The organism is Agrobacterium sp. rho-8.1 (assembly GCF_033957725.1).
Taxonomy (GTDB): domain Bacteria; phylum Pseudomonadota; class Alphaproteobacteria; order Rhizobiales; family Rhizobiaceae; genus Agrobacterium.
Window position 1 is genome coordinate 2814607 of sequence record NZ_CP192788.1, and the last position, 18140, is coordinate 2832746.

Below are 18140 nucleotides of genomic sequence, written 5' to 3' on the forward strand. Positions count from 1 at the left end.
GTTTTTTTGGCACAAGAAAAACGATGAAGGAGAAAAGAATGAAAAAGAATTTCCCGGTCGTTTCCGCGCAGTCCTGCGGCCTTGATGGCAACATGACCCGTCGTGGTGTGATGACCCTGTTTTCCGCAACGGCAGCCTTGGCAGCACTTCAGCCGCTGACGGCCTTTGCGCAGGACGCCACCGCGCAGAAGATCGCCAGCCATTTCTCTTCCGTCAAGACCATGATGGGTGAGTTCGTGCAGTTCGGCCCGCGCGGTGAACAGACGGGTGGAAAATTTTACATCGCCCGCCCGGGCAAGCTCCGCTTCAATTATGAAGACCCCTCGCCCATGCGAGTCATCTCCGATGGCAAGAATGTCGTCATCGGCAACAACAAGCTGAAGACATGGGATCTCTACCCGCTGTCCAAGACGCCGCTCAGTCTGCTCTTGTCGGATAAGATCGATCTGGGCAACCAGAAAGTCCGCGACGTCAAGCAGGAGTCTGACCTGACGACCATCGTCTTAGGCGACAAAAGCATCTTCGGCGATTCGACTATCACCCTGATGTTTGATCCTAAGACCTTCGATCTGCGCCAGTGGACTACCACGGACGCGCAGAACAAGGATACGACGGTCATGATTTTCAACGTTCAGACCGGCATGGCTCTGGATGACAAGGTCTTCGCCATCAACTACGAAGAAGTCCGCAGTCGCGGCTAACGCGCCGCCAAAGGACGATAAAAGCATTTCCGTTTTCTGGCCGATGTAATAAGCCTGCTTCCACCTTGTCTTGAAGGACCAACGGAGCGCAGGCATGACCTTTTCGATTACCACCTGGAACATCAACTCGGTACGGCTGCGCATGCCGATCGTCGAGCAGTTTCTGGTGCGTTACAAGCCGGATGTGCTCTGCCTTCAGGAAACCAAATGCCCCAATGGCGAATTTCCCCTCAAGCCCCTGAAAGCTTTGGGCTACGAGCATGTCATCATTCACGGCCAGAAAGGCTACCACGGCGTGGCCATCGCCTCGAAACTGCCGCTGACGGAAGATCACCGGCAGGACTATTGCGGCATCGGCGACGCCCGCCACATATCAGGCGTCGTGCAAGTCGGCTCGCGCAAAATCCGCCTTCACAATTTCTACGTTCCCGCAGGCGGTGACGAGCCGGATCGCTCGATCAACCCGAAATTCGGCCATAAGCTCGACTTCATCGAGGAGATGAAAGCATTGAGTGCGGATGGCGTTCCCGGCACATCGTCTATCCTCGTTGGCGACCTCAACATCGCGCCCCTTGAACACGACGTCTGGTCGCACAAACAGCTTCTCAAAATCGTCAGCCACACGCCCGTCGAGACCGACGGCATGCTGGAGATTATGAAAAAGGGCAACTGGCTCGACCTGATGCGCCTCAACGTGCCCGAAACCGAAAAAATCTACACTTGGTGGAGCTACCGCGCCAAGGACTGGGAAGCCGCAAACCGTGGCCGACGCCTCGACCATATCTGGTCATCGCAGGATCTTGGGCCCTCACTGGATCGCATCGAGATCCTGCGTGAAGCCCGCGGCTGGAACCGCCCTTCGGATCATGTTCCGGTCACCGCACATTTCAAGTTCTGAGGTTTATGAAAACCGCCCCTGAAGCGCGGTCGCACCAGCGGAAAGTGCGGCGATATTATCGCGAATACGGGCAAGTACGACATCGGCGACATCGGGGAACTCTTCGATCATGCGGTGGAAGAGGATGCGGGTGATGCGGATGACTTCGGAATCTTCACATGCAACAGCCGTGTATTTGCGTTCGCACAGCGTAAACAGCGCAAGTTCCGACAGCAATGACCCTGTCTGTGGTCGGGCCTGTAATTCGGGTTTGCCATGGCGTCCAGTGCTGTAGAGATCGAACCCGCCACGCGCGATGACGAAGCCACATTCCGCCGGAGAGTGCTCACGAAACAGTGCCTGTCCCTCGGCAATCCTGCGCCGTTCGGCACCGAATGCGATAAGACGCAACTGGTCGTCGCTGAAGCCTTGAAACAAGGGCACCTGCGCCAGAAGATGGATATCGTCGTTCAGTGCCATATCGTTCGAAACCTCAAGACCTGATAACAGCACCGGTTTTCGAACAACGGAGCGGCCAAGACAAGGGCCGCACCGCCAGAATTATCGTTACGGCACAATCTTGTAACCGCCATTCTCTGTGACCAAAAGTTCGGCATTCGAAGGGTCACGCTCGATTTTCTGACGCAGACGGTAGACGTGGGTTTCAAGCGTGTGAGTAGTCACGCCTGAATTGTAGCCCCAGACCTCTTCCAGAAGCACATCACGCGTTACCACAGCGCTGCCAGCGCGGTACAGATAACGAATGATGGCCGCTTCCTTTTCCGTCAGGCGGATTTTCTTGCCATCTTCGGTCGTCAGCAGCTTCTGGCTTGGCTTGAACTGATATGGACCGACGGTAAATACTGCGTCTTCGCTCTGCTCGTACTGACGAAGTTGCGCACGGATGCGCGCCAGAAGCACAGCAAAGCGAAATGGCTTCGTGACATAATCATTGGCGCCTGCTTCCAGACCAAGGATCGTATCGGAATCCGTGTCGTGGCCAGTCAGCATAATAATGGGAGCCTTGAAGCCGTTCTTGCGCATTAGCTTCACAGCCTCGCGTCCGTCCATATCCGGCAGCCCGACATCCATGATCAGCAAATCGACCTGCATGGATTTCGCTGTCTGAATTGCGTGATTGGCGTTGGCACCGGTCAGAAGATTGAACTCCTCGTAGGGAGACAATTGCTCGGCTAGCGTTTCGCGAAGATCGTCATCGTCATCCACAAGGAGAAGTGTACGGGCCGTCATGGGATATCTCAGCCTTTCATTTTATATTAAAAGCAGATCGCGCCAGAGCTCATGTGCGGCTAGGATCGACATGCTTTTCGCTTTCGTGAACCAATTCAGCGGTTTGACACCGAAACGTCAACCCTTTGTCACACTATAACACGGAGCTATGAGGTCACGTTGGCACACCTGCAAAGCAAAATCTCGTGAGAATGATGATGAGACGCACGAAAAAACAGCAAAAAACGCACTCAAAACTCCTTATCCGTCCAGCACCAGGCAACAAAAGTCGCGCTTTGCTGCAATTGGGCCAACTGACGCTCCGCGCGGCCATCGGTCGCAACGGGCGCACAGTTCGAAAACGCGAGGGCGACGGAAAAACACCAATTACCACTATGTCGGTCCTATCGGGATTCCATCGCGGCGAGAGAATTGCCGCATTGAAAACGCCGCTGCCGATGTATCGAACCCGCGCGACGATGCTATGGTGCGATGCCTCTGGGGACCCCAACTACAACCGCCAGACCAAAGCACCCTTCAAACCAAGCCATGAGGAAATGCAGCGGCCAGATGGTCTTTACGACGTCTGTCTCGTACTGGACTGGAACATCACATCGCGCCGCCGCAATCTAGGCTCGGCGATCTTCATGCACATGATCCGCCCCGGCTATGAACCCACAGCCGGATGCGTGGCGCTTCATCCTCGCGACATGCGCCGCATCCTGCCGTTTCTGCGCAAGGGCAGAAGGATCGAGGTCTTGTAGACCAAGGCAGAAACAGTCACCCGTTCCAGCCTTGGTCACAGTCTTACTGCCACTCACGAATATCGACGAAATGGCCGGCCACCGCCGCTGCCGCTGCCATGGCGGGCGACACGAGGTGGGTGCGACTCTTGTAGCCCTGACGACCCTCGAAGTTGCGGTTGGATGTCGATGCACAGCGTTCACCCGGGGCAAGACGGTCATCATTCATGGCAAGGCACATGGAGCAGCCCGGTTCGCGCCACTCAAAGCCGGCTTCGAGAAAAATCTTGTCCAGACCTTCCTTTTCTGCCTGCTCCTTCACCAGGCCTGAGCCGGGAACGATCATCGCTGACACAGTCGACGCGACCTTGCGGCCCTCGACAACTTTGGCCGCCGCGCGCAAATCCTCGATACGGCCATTGGTACACGACCCGATGAAGACGCGATCGATGGCGATGTCCGTCATCTTCGTGCCCGGCGTCAGGCCCATATACTCGAGGGCACGATGCTTGGAATTGCGCTTGTTCTCGTCGGTGATGTCAGCCGGATCAGGCACCTCACCCTGGATTGACACGACATCTTCAGGAGACGAACCCCAGGATACGATCGGCGGCAAGTTGGCAGCGTTGAGCACCACGACCTTGTCGTAATGAGCGCCTTCGTCGGACTTCAGCGTCTTCCAGTACGCGATGGCCTGCTCCAGCACGTCGCCTTTGGGTGAGCGCGGCTTGTCCTTGATGTAGTCGAACGTCGTCTCATCAGGCGCGATCAGACCGGCACGCGCACCACCTTCGATGGTCATATTACAGACGGTCATGCGGCCTTCCATCGAGAGCGAACGGATTGCTTCACCCGCAAATTCGATGACGTGCCCCGTACCGCCCGCCGTACCGATCTCGCCGATGATGGCCAGGATGATATCCTTGGCCGTCACACCATCGGGAATCTTGCCATCGACACGCACCAGCATGTTCTTGGCTTTCTTCTGGATCAGTGTCTGAGTGGCCAGCACATGCTCCACCTCTGACGTGCCGATACCATGCGCCAACGCTCCGAATGCACCATGCGTCGACGTATGGCTATCACCACAGACGATGGTCATGCCTGGCAGTGTAAAGCCCTGCTCCGGTCCGACGATGTGGACGATACCCTGTCTCTTGTCGCGCTCGGAGTAATATTCGACACCGAATTCCGCGGCATTGTTCGCCAGCGCTTCAACCTGAATGCGGCTTTCCTCGTTCTTGATACCTTCAAGACGGTCGGCAGTCGTCGGCACATTGTGATCGACGACTGCCAGCGTGCGAGCTGGCGAATGAACGGGACGACCGGCGATCCGCAGCCCTTCAAAGGCCTGCGGGCTCGTCACCTCGTGCACAAGGTGACGGTCGATGTAGAGAAGACAGGTTCCATCCGGGTCGCGATTGACGACGTGGTCGTCCCAGATCTTGTCGTAAAGGGTACGAGGTGCGCTCATGGCTCTATCCACCAAATTTTGAATCAGGAAAATGGGTATGTGCAAAAAGGCCGTCAGCCTTTTGGACGGACTGTCAGGCGAAAGTAAGTCGACCGCCAAGCGCGCCGGATATGCGCGCAAAAAAACGTGCCGGCAGACGCTTGTGGTCCTGCAGCACGAAAATGTTTTGCGCGAGACATCCGAATTTCGATCCCATGGCGCTTTTCTAGCAGATTGGCATTTCGACGGCAATATTGCGATTCACGCGGAAATGCTAGGCCAGCGCGTATTTCAAATGGATAAAACAACCCTCTTGCACGTTAGGGTCTGTCGGAGCCATGTCACAGTGCTATAACGCTCTTGTGAAGGCGGGGGCATGATCAGAGAATAACTGCGCTTAAAGCAGTGAGAGGGAGGATACGTCTTGGTATCTGAAAAGGCACTTGTTTCAAAAATAACCTGGCGGCTGATGCCGTTTCTGGGGCTTCTATACCTCATCGCCTATATCGACCGGCAGAACGTCAGCTATGCCAAGCTACAAATGGTCGGGGATCTGGGTTTAAGCGAATATGCCTATGGTCTGGGCGCATCTCTGTTCTTCATCGGCTATTTCATCTTCGAAGTGCCCAGCAACCTGCTGCTCACCCGCTTCGGCGCAAGCCGCTGGTTTGCCCGTATCATCATCTCCTGGGGGCTCGTCACCATCGCGCTGGCCTTTACCAACAGCCAGACCATGTTTTACATCCTTCGCTTCCTCTTGGGTGCCTGCGAAGCTGGCTTCTTCCCCGGCGTTCTCTACCTTCTGACGATCTGGTTCCCGCGTGACTATCGCGGCCGCATGGTCGGCTTGTTCATGATCTTCAGTGCGCTCGCAAATGCCATCGGCGCCCCACTTGGCGGCATGCTGCTGGATCTCGATGGCGTCATGGGGCTGGCGGGCTGGGAGTGGGTGTTCCTTGCCACCGGCGTTCCCGCCGTCATCGCCGGCATCTTCACGATCTTCTATCTGGACGATACGCCGGAGAAGGCCAAATTCCTGAGCCAGGATGAGAAAGACTGGCTGAGCAAGCGGATCGCCTCTGAAAATTCCGATATGGAAGAGCATGCGGAAAACGGCTTCAAGGCCTTGATCAATCCACAGGTGCTGTTCATGTCGCTCTGTTTCGTCGGCTTTCCATTAGCGGCTTACGGCCTCAGCTATTGGCTTCCGACCATCGTCAAGAGCTTCGGCGTGTCCAACACCACCAACGGCTTTATCAACATCATTCCATGGATTGGCGTGGCGATTGCTCTTTACGTCATCCCGTCTGCGGCAGACCGGTCACAGAACAAAATTCCTTTCATCGTCGGCCCTGCCTTTCTCGGCGCCTTTTGCCTTCTGATGTCGGCGCTTGTGACCGCACCTGTCGTGCAGTTCACTTTTCTGTGTGTCGCAGCTGCGGGCATCTTTGCGGGTCAGCCGGTGTTCTGGAGCCTGCCCGGCCGCTTCCTCAAAGGTGCGGGTGCCGCAGCAGGCCTCGCCGCCATCAACTCGGTCGGCAATCTCGGCGGCTTCGTTGCCCAGAATGTCGTGCCATGGATCAAGGACCAGACAGGCAGCACCATCGCTCCGATGTTCTTCTTGTCGGCGTGCCTAGCGGTCGCCGGTGTACTCGTCATCATCGCCGGTCGCATGATCGCAAGACGGGCGAAGGCACAAGGCGTAGAGGCCTGATACATCTTTACCGCCGCTGGTTCCCTCTGTGTTACCAGCGGCGGAAAAACTGCCTTCTTTCGGCGCCGTTCTCCGCGCCCTATGGTTCGCGCATCCACCGCCGCGCACGACAGGAGAACACCGTGATCCGCCTCATCAGAAACATGGCCCTAAGCTTCACGCTGGCACTGCCAGCATTCTCGCTTGCCGCCCTTCCCGCTTATGCGCAGGAAGCCGTCCTCAAGGCAGCGGATGCAGAAGCCCTCTTCACCAGTCCCGACCCCAAGCTGAATGCTAACAAGCAAGTAACCTACAAGATCATCCGTGATCTTCTGGAGGCGGGCCACTGGGACAAGGCGGACCAATATCTGACCGAACGTTATATTCAACACAATCCCAACGCGGCATCGGGCCGCGATGGTGTGGTCAAGTTCTTCACCGAAGTCTTGAAAGTCGAGAAAAAGCCAATTCCCGATAAAATCAGCTCACCTGTCGCCTTCGTTACGGCAGAAGGCGATCTCGTCACCGTCGGCTTCGTCCGTGAGGTCAAGGATCCGAAAGACCCTACAAAGACCTATACGACGACATGGTTCGACACATGGCGCTTCGTGGATGGCAAGGCCGACGAGCACTGGGATTCAGCGCTGAAGGGTCAGTAAGCTCTATACCCTTGGGCTGCGGCGCAGGGATTTTTCCAAGCGCCGCAACACCAGCGAAAGCCCCAAGGTCAGGATGAGATAGATATACGCGACGATGGAATAGGTTTCGAAAAACCGGAACGACCCGGCCGCATAGACCTTGCCGAGCTGCGTGATATCCGTCACCCCCAGAACCGATACAAGAGAGCTGTCCTTGACCATCGACACGAAATCATTCGACAGCGGCGGAAAGATCGTGCGGATCGCTTGTGGAAAAATCACCAGCCGAAAGCGCATGGCACGGCTGAGCCCCAGCGCCTTGGCCGCCTCGATCTGCCCCTGATCGACGGCCTCGATCCCGGCCCGGAAGATTTCGGCGATGAAAGCAGCATAACAGATTGTCAGCGCCAGAATGGCCCGCCAGGTCAGCGAAAAATCGCGCACCAGCATTGCCTCCATCCATCCGGCCTGAACCAGCGGCGTGATTATCCAGTTGATCGCACCAACGACAGCAGGCGCGCCGACGAAGGCGATAAAGAACAGCACGACAAGAACCGGAATGCCGCGCACCGTCTCGATGTAGAAACGGGCAATTTGGCGCGGGACGATATGGTCAGCCATGCCAAGCACGGCAATCACCAGCCCCCACAGCGATGCCAGCGCGAACGCCGCCAAGGTGACGAACACCGTCATGCCTACACCCTTGATGACCGTGTTGAACACCTGCGCGTAGAGGCCGTTAATCGCAATCAGGACCGCCAGCACAAGCCCGATGCCAATGAGCGCTACCAGCCACCACGGAAAATCATCGGCAGCAGAGGATCGGGGTCGGGCGCTCACACGCCCGCCTTTCGCTGCTCACAGCGCATCCGCTTACTGGCCAAGCTTGTAGTCCAGAAACCACTTCTTTTCGAGCGTAGCGAATGTGCCATCCGCCTTTAACGCTGCAATCGCGGCATTTACGGGTGCGACCAGATCGGACCCCTTCTTAAAGATGAAGCCGAAATCATCGCCTCCCAGAGGGCCGCCGATCAGTTTCAACGTTCCACCTGATGCCTCCACATAGCCCTTCCCCGCCACGCCATCCGTCAGCACCAGATCGACATCGCCAGTTTTCAGCGCCTGCACGGTCGCGCCGAAGGTTTCCATGAGCTTTACGCGTGGGTTCTGCTCGTTTCCGTCAAGAACGTCATAAACAACGGTGTAAAATGGCGTCGTGCCTGCCTGCGCACCCACAAGACCCTTGTCGAAGGCGGCAAAGCTCTTGGCATCGGTAAAGCGCGTCTCGTCGGCACGCACCAGCATGAACATTTCCGAGCGCATGTAAGGATCGGAGAAGTCCACCTTCTGCTTGCGCTCGTCCTTGATGCTGATACCGGTCATGCCGATGTCGTATTGCCCATCGGCCACCGCCTGGATCATCGCATCCCAAGATGTGTTCTGATACTCGACCTTGAAATTCAGCCGCTTGGCAATCTCGCCCATCGCATCATATTCCCAACCGATGGCCGTGCCGGATTTCGGATCGACGAATTGCAGGGGCGGATAGGCATTCTCAGTCACGACGACGACAGTCTTCCCCTTGAGATCCGGCAGATCGGCGGCAACGGAGATCACGGGCGACATCAACGTCGCGGCAATGGTGATGAAAAACGAACGTCTGAGCAATGTCGTGTCTCCTGCTGGCAATGCGGGAAAGTGACATGGTTTGAGGGGGATGGGCAAGAGTGCATCGGATGGCAGCGGGGGTAAGCCACACCTGCCGCCATTGACGACAGTCACACACCACACATCCAAAAAAGAAAAGGCGGCCCGAAGACCGCCTTTGTCAAAATTCCAGAAAAATGGAAAAGCTTACTCAGCTGCGCCTTCAGCAGGCTTTGCAGCCTCTTCAGCAGCCTTCGCTGCTTCGGCTTCCTGAGCAGCCTTGGCTGCTGCGGCTTCTTCTGCTGCCTTTTCGGCGGCCAGAGCCTGAGCTGCTGCAACCTTTTCAGCTTCGATGCGTGCCTTTTCCTCGGCAGCAGCCTGACGCTCGCCATCGTTGAGCTTACGAGCGCGAACGCCGGTGTCTTCAACGATACGGGCAGACTTGCCGCGACGGTCGCGCAGGTAGTAGAGCTTCGCGCGACGGACCTTACCGCGGCGAACGATTTCAACGCCTTCAACCAGCGGAGAATAAACCGGGAATACGCGCTCTACGCCTTCGCCATAGGAAATCTTGCGAACGGTGAAGCTTTCGTTGATGCCACCGCCGGAACGGGCAATAACGACGCCTTCGTAAGCCTGTACACGGGTACGTGTACCTTCCGTCACGCGCACGTTGACGCGAACGGTGTCACCTGGGGAGAATTCTGGAAGCTTGCGCTTTGCTTCGATCTTGGCAGCCTGTTCGGCTTCCAGCTGTTCGATAATGTTGGTCATATTAACCTCTGAGTTCTTCTGAAACAGCCAGAGCGCTCAACTGTCATCCCTTGAAACCAAGTCTCGGGACCATGCCTTGCGGCAGGAGCGGGTTCACCATTCTTTGCTTGCGGTTAAAGGGGTAAACCCCAGTTCCAAGCGGGCCATTACAGCAAGACGACGCATTTGTCATCCCTTTTGCAAGATTATTTTATCGGTCGCGACCGAATTGTCGGCAATCCTCACAAGGGATATGGAAGGCCGAAGCGCCGCGAAAGGCACTGGAGGGACCATGTCTTTGTTCATCATTCTGCTGCTGCTCGCCAGCGGCTTCTTGTCGGGTGCGGTCAATGCCATCGCAGGCGGCGGCACGTTTCTGACCTTCGGGGCGATGACGCTTGCAGGCATCGCGCCGATTTCGGCCAACGCCACCTCCTCCATCGTGCAATTTCCCGGCTACGTCACCTCTGTCATCGCTTATTGGCCGGAGATCCGCACACACTGGAAAGGCGCCGTTTTTCTAGCCTTGCTATCAATCGCTGGATCGACCGCTGGCGCACTTCTGCTTCTGTCGCTCGATAACCCGGCCTTTCGCCAACTCGTGCCATGGCTTCTACTTGCTGCCACGCTGCTGTTTGCCTTGGGTCCATGGCTGCGGCCGCGCTCGAATGCGCAGCGCTCCCCCGGCAATGCCGCAAGCCTGATCGGGCAGTTCCTCACCTCGATCTATGGCGGGTTCTTCGGCGCTGGCATGGGCATCATGATGCTGGCGGTCCTGAGCCTGACATCAGGCGGAACCTATCATCATCTCAATGCTTTGAAAAATCTGCTCGCAGTGGTGATAGCCGCCGTCGCCATCGTCGTGTTTGTCGGCGGCGGCGTGGTGGCATGGCCCGCAGCGCTGATCATGATTCCTTCATCGGCGATTGGCGGTTATAGCGGCGTCTATATCGCCCGGCGTGTACCGCAATGGGTCATCCGCGCCTTGGTGATCTCGGTCGGCTTCCTGCTGTCGGTCTACTACTTCGTCTCGACCTGAGTTGGTTTCGCCAACAGGTCAGGGCGACGCTCTTTAGTCAGCGCCAGCGCCTGCTCATGCCGCCATGCGTCGATAGCCTTGTGGTTGCCGGACGTCAAAACGGCAGGGATATCGCGCTCCTCCCACACCTGCGGGCGGGTATAATGCGGATGCTCCAGCAATCCACCTTCGAAGCTTTCATGCACGCCGGAGAGATCATTGCCCATCACACCGGGCAGAATGCGCACCACGGCATCCAGCAGCGTCAGCGCAGCCGGTTCGCCGCCGGACAGAATATAGTCGCCAATACAGACTTCTTCGAGGTTACGGGCGTCGATCACCCGCTGATCTACGCCTTCGAAACGACCGCAGATGATGATAACGCCTTCGCCTTGCGCAAGGTCACGCACGCGCTCCTGCGTCAACGGTTTGCCACGCGGGCTCATCAAAAGCCTTGGCCTCGTATCGCCGTCCGAAACACCGTCTATCGCCGCCGCCAGCACATCCGGTTTCAGCACCATGCCAGCGCCACCGCCAGCCGGCGTGTCGTCAACACTGCGGTGCTTGTCGAGAGCGTAGTCGCGGATTTGAACCGGCTCGATCTGCCACTGTCCGCGCTCCAGTGCCCGGCCCGCCAGAGAATGGCGGAGATGCCCCGGAAACATGTCCGGGTAGAGCGTCAGCACGGTTGCCTTGAATGTCATGTTATTTTTTCTTGCCGAAGATCGGATGATCCGGGTCGTCCTTGCCGTCATCAGGGTTGTCGATCAAGCCAGCGGCCAGCGGATCGATCAGGATTTTTCCGCCTTCGAGGTCAATTTCCAACACCGCAGCTTCGGAAAACGGAATGAGTGTCGGACGGCGACCGGCACCTTTCAGCTCCAGCAGATCGCCCGCGCCGAAATCGTGAACGGCGGCAACCGAACCATAGCTCTTGCCTTCTGCGTCGACGGCCTCAAGTCCTTCGAGATCTGTATAATAGAATTCGTCCTCATCCAGATCGTCGTCGGGCAAGTTGTCACGCTCGATGAACAGTTCCAGCCCGTTCAAAGCTTCCGCCGCGTTGCGGTCGTTGACCCCGCGAAAGCGCACGATGACAACAGTCTTGGCTTCACGAATTTCAAGGATTTCGAACGTCCGGCCATCGCTGGCAATCAGGTTGCCATATTCTCCCAATGCGGTCGGATCATCCGTGAAAGAGCTGACCCGCACTTCGCCACGCAGCCCTTGTGCGGCGCCAATCTTGGCCATGAGAATAGGGTTTTCCAGCTTCGCCATCGGTTGTCCGTTTTCTGGTGTTTTTTGTTCTTACGATAAGTCGCAGTCAAAATAAACAGGAACGGGTGGCGCGGAAAACCACACCACCCGTTCCTGTCGTGCAAACCGGACTTATTCGGCAGCAGTAGCTTCTGCAGCAGCAGCAGCGGCATCATCGGCCTTCTGCTTCTTCTCGGCAATGCGCTCTACGGCCTTCTTGCCTGGCTTTGCCTTTTCAGGGTTGCTGCGGGCATCGCGCGTTACGATGCCGGCTTCTGCGAGAAAGCGCAGAACGCGGTCTGTTGGCTGCGCGCCCTTAGCAATCCATTCCTTGATCAGGTCGCCGTTGATCTGGATGCGATCAGCGTTGTCCTTGGCAAGCATCGGGTTCCAGGAACCGACCTTTTCGAGGAAACGGCCGTCGCGTGGCGAACGGGCGTCAGCAACAACGATCTGGTAGTACGGGCGCTTCTTGGAACCACCACGTGCGAGACGAATTTTCAGTGCCATGTTATTTCTCCTTAAGAATGGCTAGTCCGCCGGTCAGGCGGTCTTTTCAGTGCCGTTATGTTCAGCGGCAATGGCTTCATGATGCCGGATGACTTCCTTGATGATGAAGTTCAGGAACTTCTCGGCGAAATCCGGGTCCAGATCGGCGGCCTTTGCTAGATGGCGCAGGCGTTCAATCTGGTATTCTTCGCGCGCCGGGTCTGCCGGCGGCAATTCGTAGGTCGCTTTCAAAACGCCCACCGCCTTGGTGCGCTGGAACCGTTCTGCAAGCATATGCACCAGAGCAGCATCGATATTGTCGATGGACTGGCGATATTGCGAAAGTTGAGCCTTGACGTCTGCGTCGGTCATGACAGCACTCACTTCTTTTTGCCGAAACCGGGAAGACCCGGAAGTCCGCCGAGGCCCGGAAGCTTGGGCCCGCCCAAACCGGGAAGACCGCCCATGCCGCCAAGACCGGGCATACCACCCTGCTTGCCAAGCCCTGCTGCTTCCGCTTGTCTCTGAAGAGCCTCAAGCTGCTTGGGGTCCATGTTGGCCAGATCAGGCATTCCGCCCATACCGCCACCAAGACCCATCTTGCCAGCAAGACCACCCATCATCTGTTTCATGATGCCGCCCTTGCCTTTACCGCCCATGGCTTTCATCATGTCGGCCATACCGCGATGCATCTTGAGCAGCTTGTTGATTTCGGCAGCATCCGTCCCGGAACCGGCAGCGATGCGCTTCTTGCGGCTGTGCTTGAGCATGTCAGGGTTAGCGCGCTCGGCCTTGGTCATCGAAGAGATGATGGCGATCTGGCGGTCGAACATCTTGTCGTTGAGGCCTGAAGCGGCCATCTTGTCCTTCATACCGGACATGCCGGGCATCAGGCCCATAATGCCGCCCATGCCGCCCATTTTCTTCATCTGGCCAAGCTGATCGGCCAGATCGTTGAGATCGAACTTGCCCGACTGCATCTTCTTGGCCATCGCCGCGGCTTTTTCCGCATCGATGTTTTCAGCCGCTTTTTCAACCAGCGAAACAATGTCGCCCATGCCGAGAATACGGTCGGCAATACGGCGCGGATGGAACTCCTCCAGCTCGCCCATACGCTCGCCGGTACCGATCAGCTTGATCGGCTTGCCGGTCACGGCCCGCATCGAAAGGGCAGCACCACCACGGCCATCGCCGTCCATACGGGTCAGCACAAGGCCGGTAATGCCAACGCGCTCATCGAAATTGCGGGCCAGATTGACGGCGTCCTGACCGGTCAGGCTGTCGGCGACCAGAAGGATTTCGTGCGGCTTGGCATTTTTCTTGATGTCAGCCATTTCCATCATCAACGGCTCGTCGATGTGGGTACGACCGGCGGTATCGAGGATCACGACATCATGGCCGCCGAGCTTGGCAGCCTGCACGGCGCGCGAAGCGATATCGGTCGGCGACTGTCCAGCGATCACCGGCAGCGTATCGACACCGGTCTGCACGCCGAGCTGGCGAAGCTGCTCTTGCGCTGCCGGACGACGCGTGTCGAGAGATGCCATCAGCACCTTCTTCTTGTCGCGATCTGTCAGGCGCTTGGCAAGCTTGCCGGTGGTTGTGGTTTTACCAGAACCCTGCAGACCCACCATCATGATGACGACGGGGGCTGCCGCATGCAGGTCGATGGAAACACCTTCGGAACCCAGCATTTCGATCAGTTCGTCATGGACGATCTTGACGACCATCTGGCCGGGCTTGATGGCTTTGAGAACCGAGGCACCAACGGCCTTCTCACGGACCTTGTCTGTAAAGGACCGCACGACTTCCAGCGCAACGTCCGCTTCCAGCAGCGCACGACGAACCTCGCGCAGGGCAGCCGTTACATCGGCTTCCGAAAGCGCGCCACGGCCGGTCAGTCCATTTAAAATGGAGCCAAGGCGGTCCTGGAGGTTTTCAAACATCGCGTCATCCTTCTTCGTTCCGGGGTTTCCGAAACGTCGGTGGTTTTGCTGTCAAAAACAAGACGCCCAAGAAAGGGCATAGCCAAAAAGCACCCGAGGGCGCATTGCGCTGTCGGATGTTTGCCTCCAGGATCTCTTTATACCTTGCGGGTCCCGGTCGGCGGCTGCGGTCATGAAACTGCCAGCTGATTGGCGCGGGTTAACAGGAAAAGGCTGAGAGAGTCAAGACAAAGCATGGATTTTGAGACAGACGCAACCGCTGACGTCTTCGTGAAAATAACACCTATGCGCATCTGCGCGCTTGAAGAGGCCGTGGCGCACGCCATATAGCTTTGTCATGAAACGACGCGCGCTCTTCAAACTCTCCTTCCTTGGTGCCCTCCTCGTCGGTGGCGGCCTTTATGCCCGCCAGACCCGTGCCAGTGCTTATTATAGTGGCCCTATGTCGGATCACTTCGACGGCACGCGCTTCTTCAACCCCGGCGGCGAGGCGCCCAATGGCTTTCTGGACCTGATGAAGTGGCGCTTCGATGGACAGAAGGCGACATGGCCTGAAACCTATCCCAGCCCGTTTCCCTTCGTAAAGCCAGCTGAACGCGTAGACGGGAAAGATTTGCGGGTGACATTCATCGGTCACGCCTCCTTCCTTATCCAGACGGCAGGGCTGAACATCCTAGTCGATCCCGTCTGGTCCGAACGAACCAGTCCTGTCAGCTTCGCCGGACCCAAGCGCGTCAATCCGCCCGGCATCCGCTTCGATGATCTGCCGCCCATCGATCTCTTACTGATCACGCACAATCATTACGACCATCTGGATCTGGAAACGCTCCACCAGCTTCATATCGCCCACAAGCCGCACTTCATCACCCCGCTCGGCAACGACGCGGTCATTCGCACACAGATCGAGGCGGCGAAGATTTCGACGGGGGACTGGGGCGATGTGCTGGAGGTCGCACCTGACGTCAAAATCCATTTCGAGCCCTGCCATCACTGGTCGGCACGTGGGCTGAACGATCGCCGCATGGCGCTCTGGGCGGCCTTCGTCATCGAAACACCGGGCGGCAAAATCTACCACATTGGCGACACCGGCTTTCATCGCGGTCTGAATTATCACGCGGCGGCAAAGAAACACGGCAGCTTCCGCCTCGCCAACCTCCCCTTTGGAGCCTACGAGCCGCGCTGGTTCATGAAAGGCCAGCACCAGAACCCGACGGAGGCCGTGGAAGGCATGAAGATTTGCAATGCCGCCTATGCCTGCGGACACCACTGGGGCACGGTCCAGCTCACCGATGAAGCGATCGACGCGCCGATCATCGCGCTAAAGGCTGCCTTGAGCGAGCACGGCGTTGCCCAAGATCGCTTTCGGCCCATGCGCCCAAGTGAGGTCTTCGACGTACCCCACGTATGACGACCAGTCAGAAGCACCCAGACTGGTAATGTGCGCGCATTTCCGCCATATAGGGTATAATACGGTTATCGCGCCGCATATATCTCAAACGGGTTTAGGGCATGTCTGATACGGTCGAATTTGCGAAGATGAACGGCCTTGGCAACAAGATTCTCGTTGTCGATATGCGCGGCCGCAAAGACATGGTGACGCCGCAGGCGGCGATTGCGCTGAACGCCGATCCCGAAACCGCCTTCGATCAGATTATGGCCATCCACGACCCGCGCGCGCAGGGCACCGATGCCTATATCGACATTCTCAACTGCGATGGTACGAAGGCGCAGGCTTGCGGCAACGGCACCCGTTGCGTAGTGCAGGCGCTGGCCGCCGAAACCGGCAAGAAGACCTTCACCTTCCAGACCATTGCAGGCATATTGAACGCCAGCGAGCACGAAGACGGCATGATATCGGTCGACATGGGCCTGCCGCGCTTCCGTTGGGACGACATACCGCTTGCCGAAGAGTTTCACGATACAAGTCGCATCGAGCTTCAGATCGGACCGATCGACAACCCGATTTTACATTCGCCCGCTGTCATGTCGATGGGCAATCCGCATGCGGTCTTCTGGGTGAACAGCGATCCGATGACGTTTGATCTGGAGCGCTTCGGGCCGTTGCTGGAAAACCATCCGATGTTCCCAGAAAAGGCCAACATCACGCTGGCGCAAGTTATTTCGGACAAAGCCTTGCGCACCCGTACCTTCGAGCGTGGCGCGGGTCTCACGCTGGCCTGTGGTTCCGCCGCATGCGCTGCTGCCGTGTCCGCTGCCCGCACGGGTTGCACTGGCCGCACCGTCGAGATCGATGTGGCTTCCAGCCCCGTTCGCACTCCCCTCATCATCGAATGGAGACAGAACGACCACGTCGTCATGACGGGTCCCGCCGAATGGGAATGGTCAGGCCGGGCCGATCCCGTAACCGGCACCTGGACGCGCGATGCGGCGCCGGAGCAGGCGGCCCTATGAGCGGCGTCGAGGTCATAACCTTCGGCTGTCGTCTCAATACCTACGAATCCGAAGTGATGCGGTCTGAAGCTGAAAAGGCGGGCCTGAACAATGCCGTGCTGGTCAACACCTGCGCCGTAACAGGCGAGGCAGTGCGGCAGGCCCGCGCTGCCATTCGTCGCGCAAGACGCGAAAATCCCCATGCCCGTATCATCGTCACCGGCTGCGCCGCCCAGACCGAAAAGCAGACCTTCGCCGAAATGCCCGAAGTCGATGTCGTGCTGGGCAATGAGGAAAAGCTGAAAAGCGCCTCCTACCGGGCGCTGCCAGATTTTGGCGTTTCGGCGGAAGAGAAGTTGCGCGTCAACGACATCATGAGCATCAAGGCCACCGCGCCGCAGATGATCAAGCATATCGACGGGCACGTCCGCGCCTTCATTCAGGTGCAGAACGGCTGCGATCACCGCTGCACCTTCTGTATCATTCCCTATGGTCGTGGCAATTCACGGTCGGTGCCCATGGGTGCCGTGGTCGAACAGGCCCGCAAGCTGACCGAAAACGGCTATTGCGAACTCGTGCTGACGGGCGTGGATGCCACAAGCTATGGCGCGGACCTTCCCGGTGAACCGTCGCTTGGATACCTTGCCAAGACGCTGCTCAAGCAGGTACCGGACATACTGCGCCTGCGCCTATCCTCCATCGACAGCATCGAAGCCGATCATCATCTGCTTGACCTGATCGCAGACGAACCGCGTTTCATGCCGCACCTGCATCTGTCGCTCCAGCATGGCGACGACATGATCCTCAAACGCATGAAGCGCCGCCATATGCGCGCAGATGCCATCGCTTTTTGTCATCAGGCCAGGGCACTGCGGCCAGAAATCGCCTTTGGCGCGGATATGATCGCGGGTTTCCCGACCGAAACCGAAGATATGTTCGAAAATGCCGCAACGCTTGCGGAAGAGTGCGGCATTTCCAACCTGCACGTTTTCCCCTACAGCCCGCGCGCCGGAACCCCCGCCGCGCGCATGCCGCAACTGGACCGTGGTCTTGTGAAACAGCGGGCCGCCAGGCTTCGCGAGCGCGGCGAGGCTCTGCGGCAGGTGCATCTTGCCAACATGGTCGGCAGTCGGCAGACCATTCTCGTCGAGAATAACGGCTTTGCCCATACCGACAACTTCACTCTCGTTGCTGCACCCGATCTTCTACCCCGTACCCTTGCGCAGGTTGTGATTACGGGTCACAACGGAAAACACTTAGATATGCAATGTCTGGCAGCAGAAGCCGCCTGACGGAACGATACG

At 57.6% G+C, this 18140-nt stretch carries 20 protein-coding genes; 9 read left to right on the forward strand and 11 right to left on the reverse strand.

Annotated elements, in window-relative coordinates; all coding sequences use genetic code 11:
* Positions 1-38: 38 nt before the first annotated feature.
* Both RMR21_RS13700 and RMR21_RS13705 read left to right on the forward strand, forming a co-directional pair.
* Complete coding sequence (locus tag RMR21_RS13700; protein WP_498668526.1) at positions 39-701, forward strand: outer membrane lipoprotein carrier protein LolA; 663 nt, start codon at positions 39-41, stop codon at positions 699-701.
* Between the two features lie 94 nt (positions 702-795).
* The gene (locus tag RMR21_RS13705) at positions 796-1599 is read left to right on the forward strand and encodes an exodeoxyribonuclease III (RefSeq protein ID WP_498668527.1); all 804 of its coding nucleotides are present in this window, start codon (positions 796-798) and stop codon (positions 1597-1599) included.
* Between the two features lie 3 nt (positions 1600-1602).
* On the opposite strand, the gene RMR21_RS13710 is transcribed toward RMR21_RS13705, so the two are convergent.
* Complete coding sequence (locus RMR21_RS13710) at positions 1603-2058, reverse strand: cyclic nucleotide-binding domain-containing protein (RefSeq protein WP_498668528.1); 456 nt, start codon at positions 2056-2058, stop codon at positions 1603-1605.
* 87 nt (positions 2059-2145) lie between these two features.
* Positions 2146-2829, reverse strand: coding sequence for a response regulator transcription factor (locus RMR21_RS13715; RefSeq protein ID WP_498668529.1), 684 nt, complete (start codon positions 2827-2829; stop codon positions 2146-2148).
* Positions 2830-3023: 194 nt separating this feature from the next.
* On the opposite strand from RMR21_RS13715, the gene RMR21_RS13720 reads away from it, so the two are divergent.
* Positions 3024-3572, forward strand: a complete 549-nt coding sequence (locus tag RMR21_RS13720; RefSeq protein ID WP_498670171.1) for a L,D-transpeptidase family protein — start codon at positions 3024-3026, stop codon at positions 3570-3572.
* A 43-nt stretch (positions 3573-3615) separates the two neighbouring features.
* Here RMR21_RS13720 and leuC read toward each other — a convergent pair whose 3' ends face one another.
* Positions 3616-5025 carry a 3-isopropylmalate dehydratase large subunit gene (gene leuC / locus RMR21_RS13725; RefSeq protein ID WP_498668530.1) on the reverse strand — a complete coding sequence of 470 codons (1410 nt, stop codon included), beginning with the start codon at positions 5023-5025 and terminating at the stop codon, positions 3616-3618.
* Between the two features lie 403 nt (positions 5026-5428).
* On the opposite strand from leuC, the gene RMR21_RS13730 reads away from it, so the two are divergent.
* Together RMR21_RS13730 and RMR21_RS13735 are read left to right on the forward strand one after the other, a co-directional pair.
* Positions 5429-6718 (forward strand): MFS transporter, encoded by a 1290-nt coding sequence (locus tag RMR21_RS13730; RefSeq protein WP_498668531.1) that lies wholly within the window; start codon positions 5429-5431, stop codon positions 6716-6718.
* Between the two features lie 122 nt (positions 6719-6840).
* On the forward strand, positions 6841-7356 hold the full coding sequence (locus RMR21_RS13735; protein WP_498668532.1) for a nuclear transport factor 2 family protein: 516 nt from the start codon (positions 6841-6843) through the stop codon (positions 7354-7356).
* Positions 7357-7359: 3 nt separating this feature from the next.
* Here RMR21_RS13735 and RMR21_RS13740 read toward each other — a convergent pair whose 3' ends face one another.
* The 3 genes from RMR21_RS13740 to rplS all read right to left on the reverse strand — a co-directional run bounded on the left by RMR21_RS13740 (position 7360) and on the right by rplS (position 9756).
* Entirely contained in the window at positions 7360-8175 is an 816-nt protein-coding gene (locus RMR21_RS13740) for an amino acid ABC transporter permease (RefSeq protein WP_498668533.1), read from the reverse strand.
* Between the two features lie 33 nt (positions 8176-8208).
* Positions 8209-8961 (reverse strand): transporter substrate-binding domain-containing protein, encoded by a 753-nt coding sequence (locus RMR21_RS13745; protein WP_498670172.1) that lies wholly within the window; start codon positions 8959-8961, stop codon positions 8209-8211.
* A 228-nt stretch (positions 8962-9189) separates the two neighbouring features.
* On the reverse strand, positions 9190-9756 hold the full coding sequence (gene rplS / locus RMR21_RS13750) for a 50S ribosomal protein L19 (RefSeq protein WP_498668534.1): 567 nt from the start codon (positions 9754-9756) through the stop codon (positions 9190-9192).
* A 271-nt stretch (positions 9757-10027) separates the two neighbouring features.
* On the opposite strand from rplS, the gene RMR21_RS13755 reads away from it, so the two are divergent.
* Positions 10028-10774, forward strand: a complete 747-nt coding sequence (locus RMR21_RS13755) for a sulfite exporter TauE/SafE family protein (protein WP_498668535.1) — start codon at positions 10028-10030, stop codon at positions 10772-10774.
* Here RMR21_RS13755 and trmD read toward each other — a convergent pair.
* From trmD to ffh, 5 genes are all read right to left on the reverse strand, one after another.
* Complete coding sequence (trmD, locus tag RMR21_RS13760) at positions 10756-11457, reverse strand: tRNA (guanosine(37)-N1)-methyltransferase TrmD (RefSeq protein ID WP_498668536.1); 702 nt, start codon at positions 11455-11457, stop codon at positions 10756-10758. The two genes, RMR21_RS13755 and trmD, sit on opposite strands and share 19 nt — an antisense overlap.
* A 1-nt stretch (position 11458) precedes the next feature.
* On the reverse strand, positions 11459-12031 hold the full coding sequence (gene rimM, locus RMR21_RS13765) for a ribosome maturation factor RimM (protein ID WP_498668537.1): 573 nt from the start codon (positions 12029-12031) through the stop codon (positions 11459-11461).
* A gap of 111 nt (positions 12032-12142) precedes the next feature.
* Positions 12143-12520 (reverse strand): 30S ribosomal protein S16, encoded by a 378-nt coding sequence (gene rpsP, locus RMR21_RS13770; RefSeq protein WP_067645938.1) that lies wholly within the window; start codon positions 12518-12520, stop codon positions 12143-12145.
* Positions 12521-12553: 33 nt separating this feature from the next.
* Positions 12554-12871: a chorismate mutase gene (locus RMR21_RS13775; protein ID WP_498668538.1), complete on the reverse strand. Its 318-nt coding sequence runs from the start codon at positions 12869-12871 to the stop codon at positions 12554-12556.
* 8 nt (positions 12872-12879) lie between these two features.
* The gene (ffh, locus tag RMR21_RS13780) at positions 12880-14445 is read right to left on the reverse strand and encodes a signal recognition particle protein (protein WP_498668539.1); all 1566 of its coding nucleotides are present in this window, start codon (positions 14443-14445) and stop codon (positions 12880-12882) included.
* 337 nt (positions 14446-14782) lie between these two features.
* Between ffh and RMR21_RS13785 the strand changes: the two genes are divergently transcribed.
* The 3 genes from RMR21_RS13785 (at position 14783) to mtaB (ending at position 18128) form a co-directional block, all read left to right on the forward strand.
* Entirely contained in the window at positions 14783-15853 is a 1071-nt protein-coding gene (locus RMR21_RS13785) for an MBL fold metallo-hydrolase (RefSeq protein WP_498668540.1), read from the forward strand.
* Between the two features lie 101 nt (positions 15854-15954).
* On the forward strand, positions 15955-16857 hold the full coding sequence (gene dapF / locus RMR21_RS13790) for a diaminopimelate epimerase (RefSeq protein WP_498668541.1): 903 nt from the start codon (positions 15955-15957) through the stop codon (positions 16855-16857).
* Entirely contained in the window at positions 16854-18128 is a 1275-nt protein-coding gene (mtaB, locus tag RMR21_RS13795) for a tRNA (N(6)-L-threonylcarbamoyladenosine(37)-C(2))-methylthiotransferase MtaB (RefSeq protein ID WP_498668542.1), read from the forward strand. The genes dapF and mtaB overlap by 4 nt, the downstream gene beginning before the upstream one ends.
* Positions 18129-18140 lie beyond the last annotated feature (12 nt).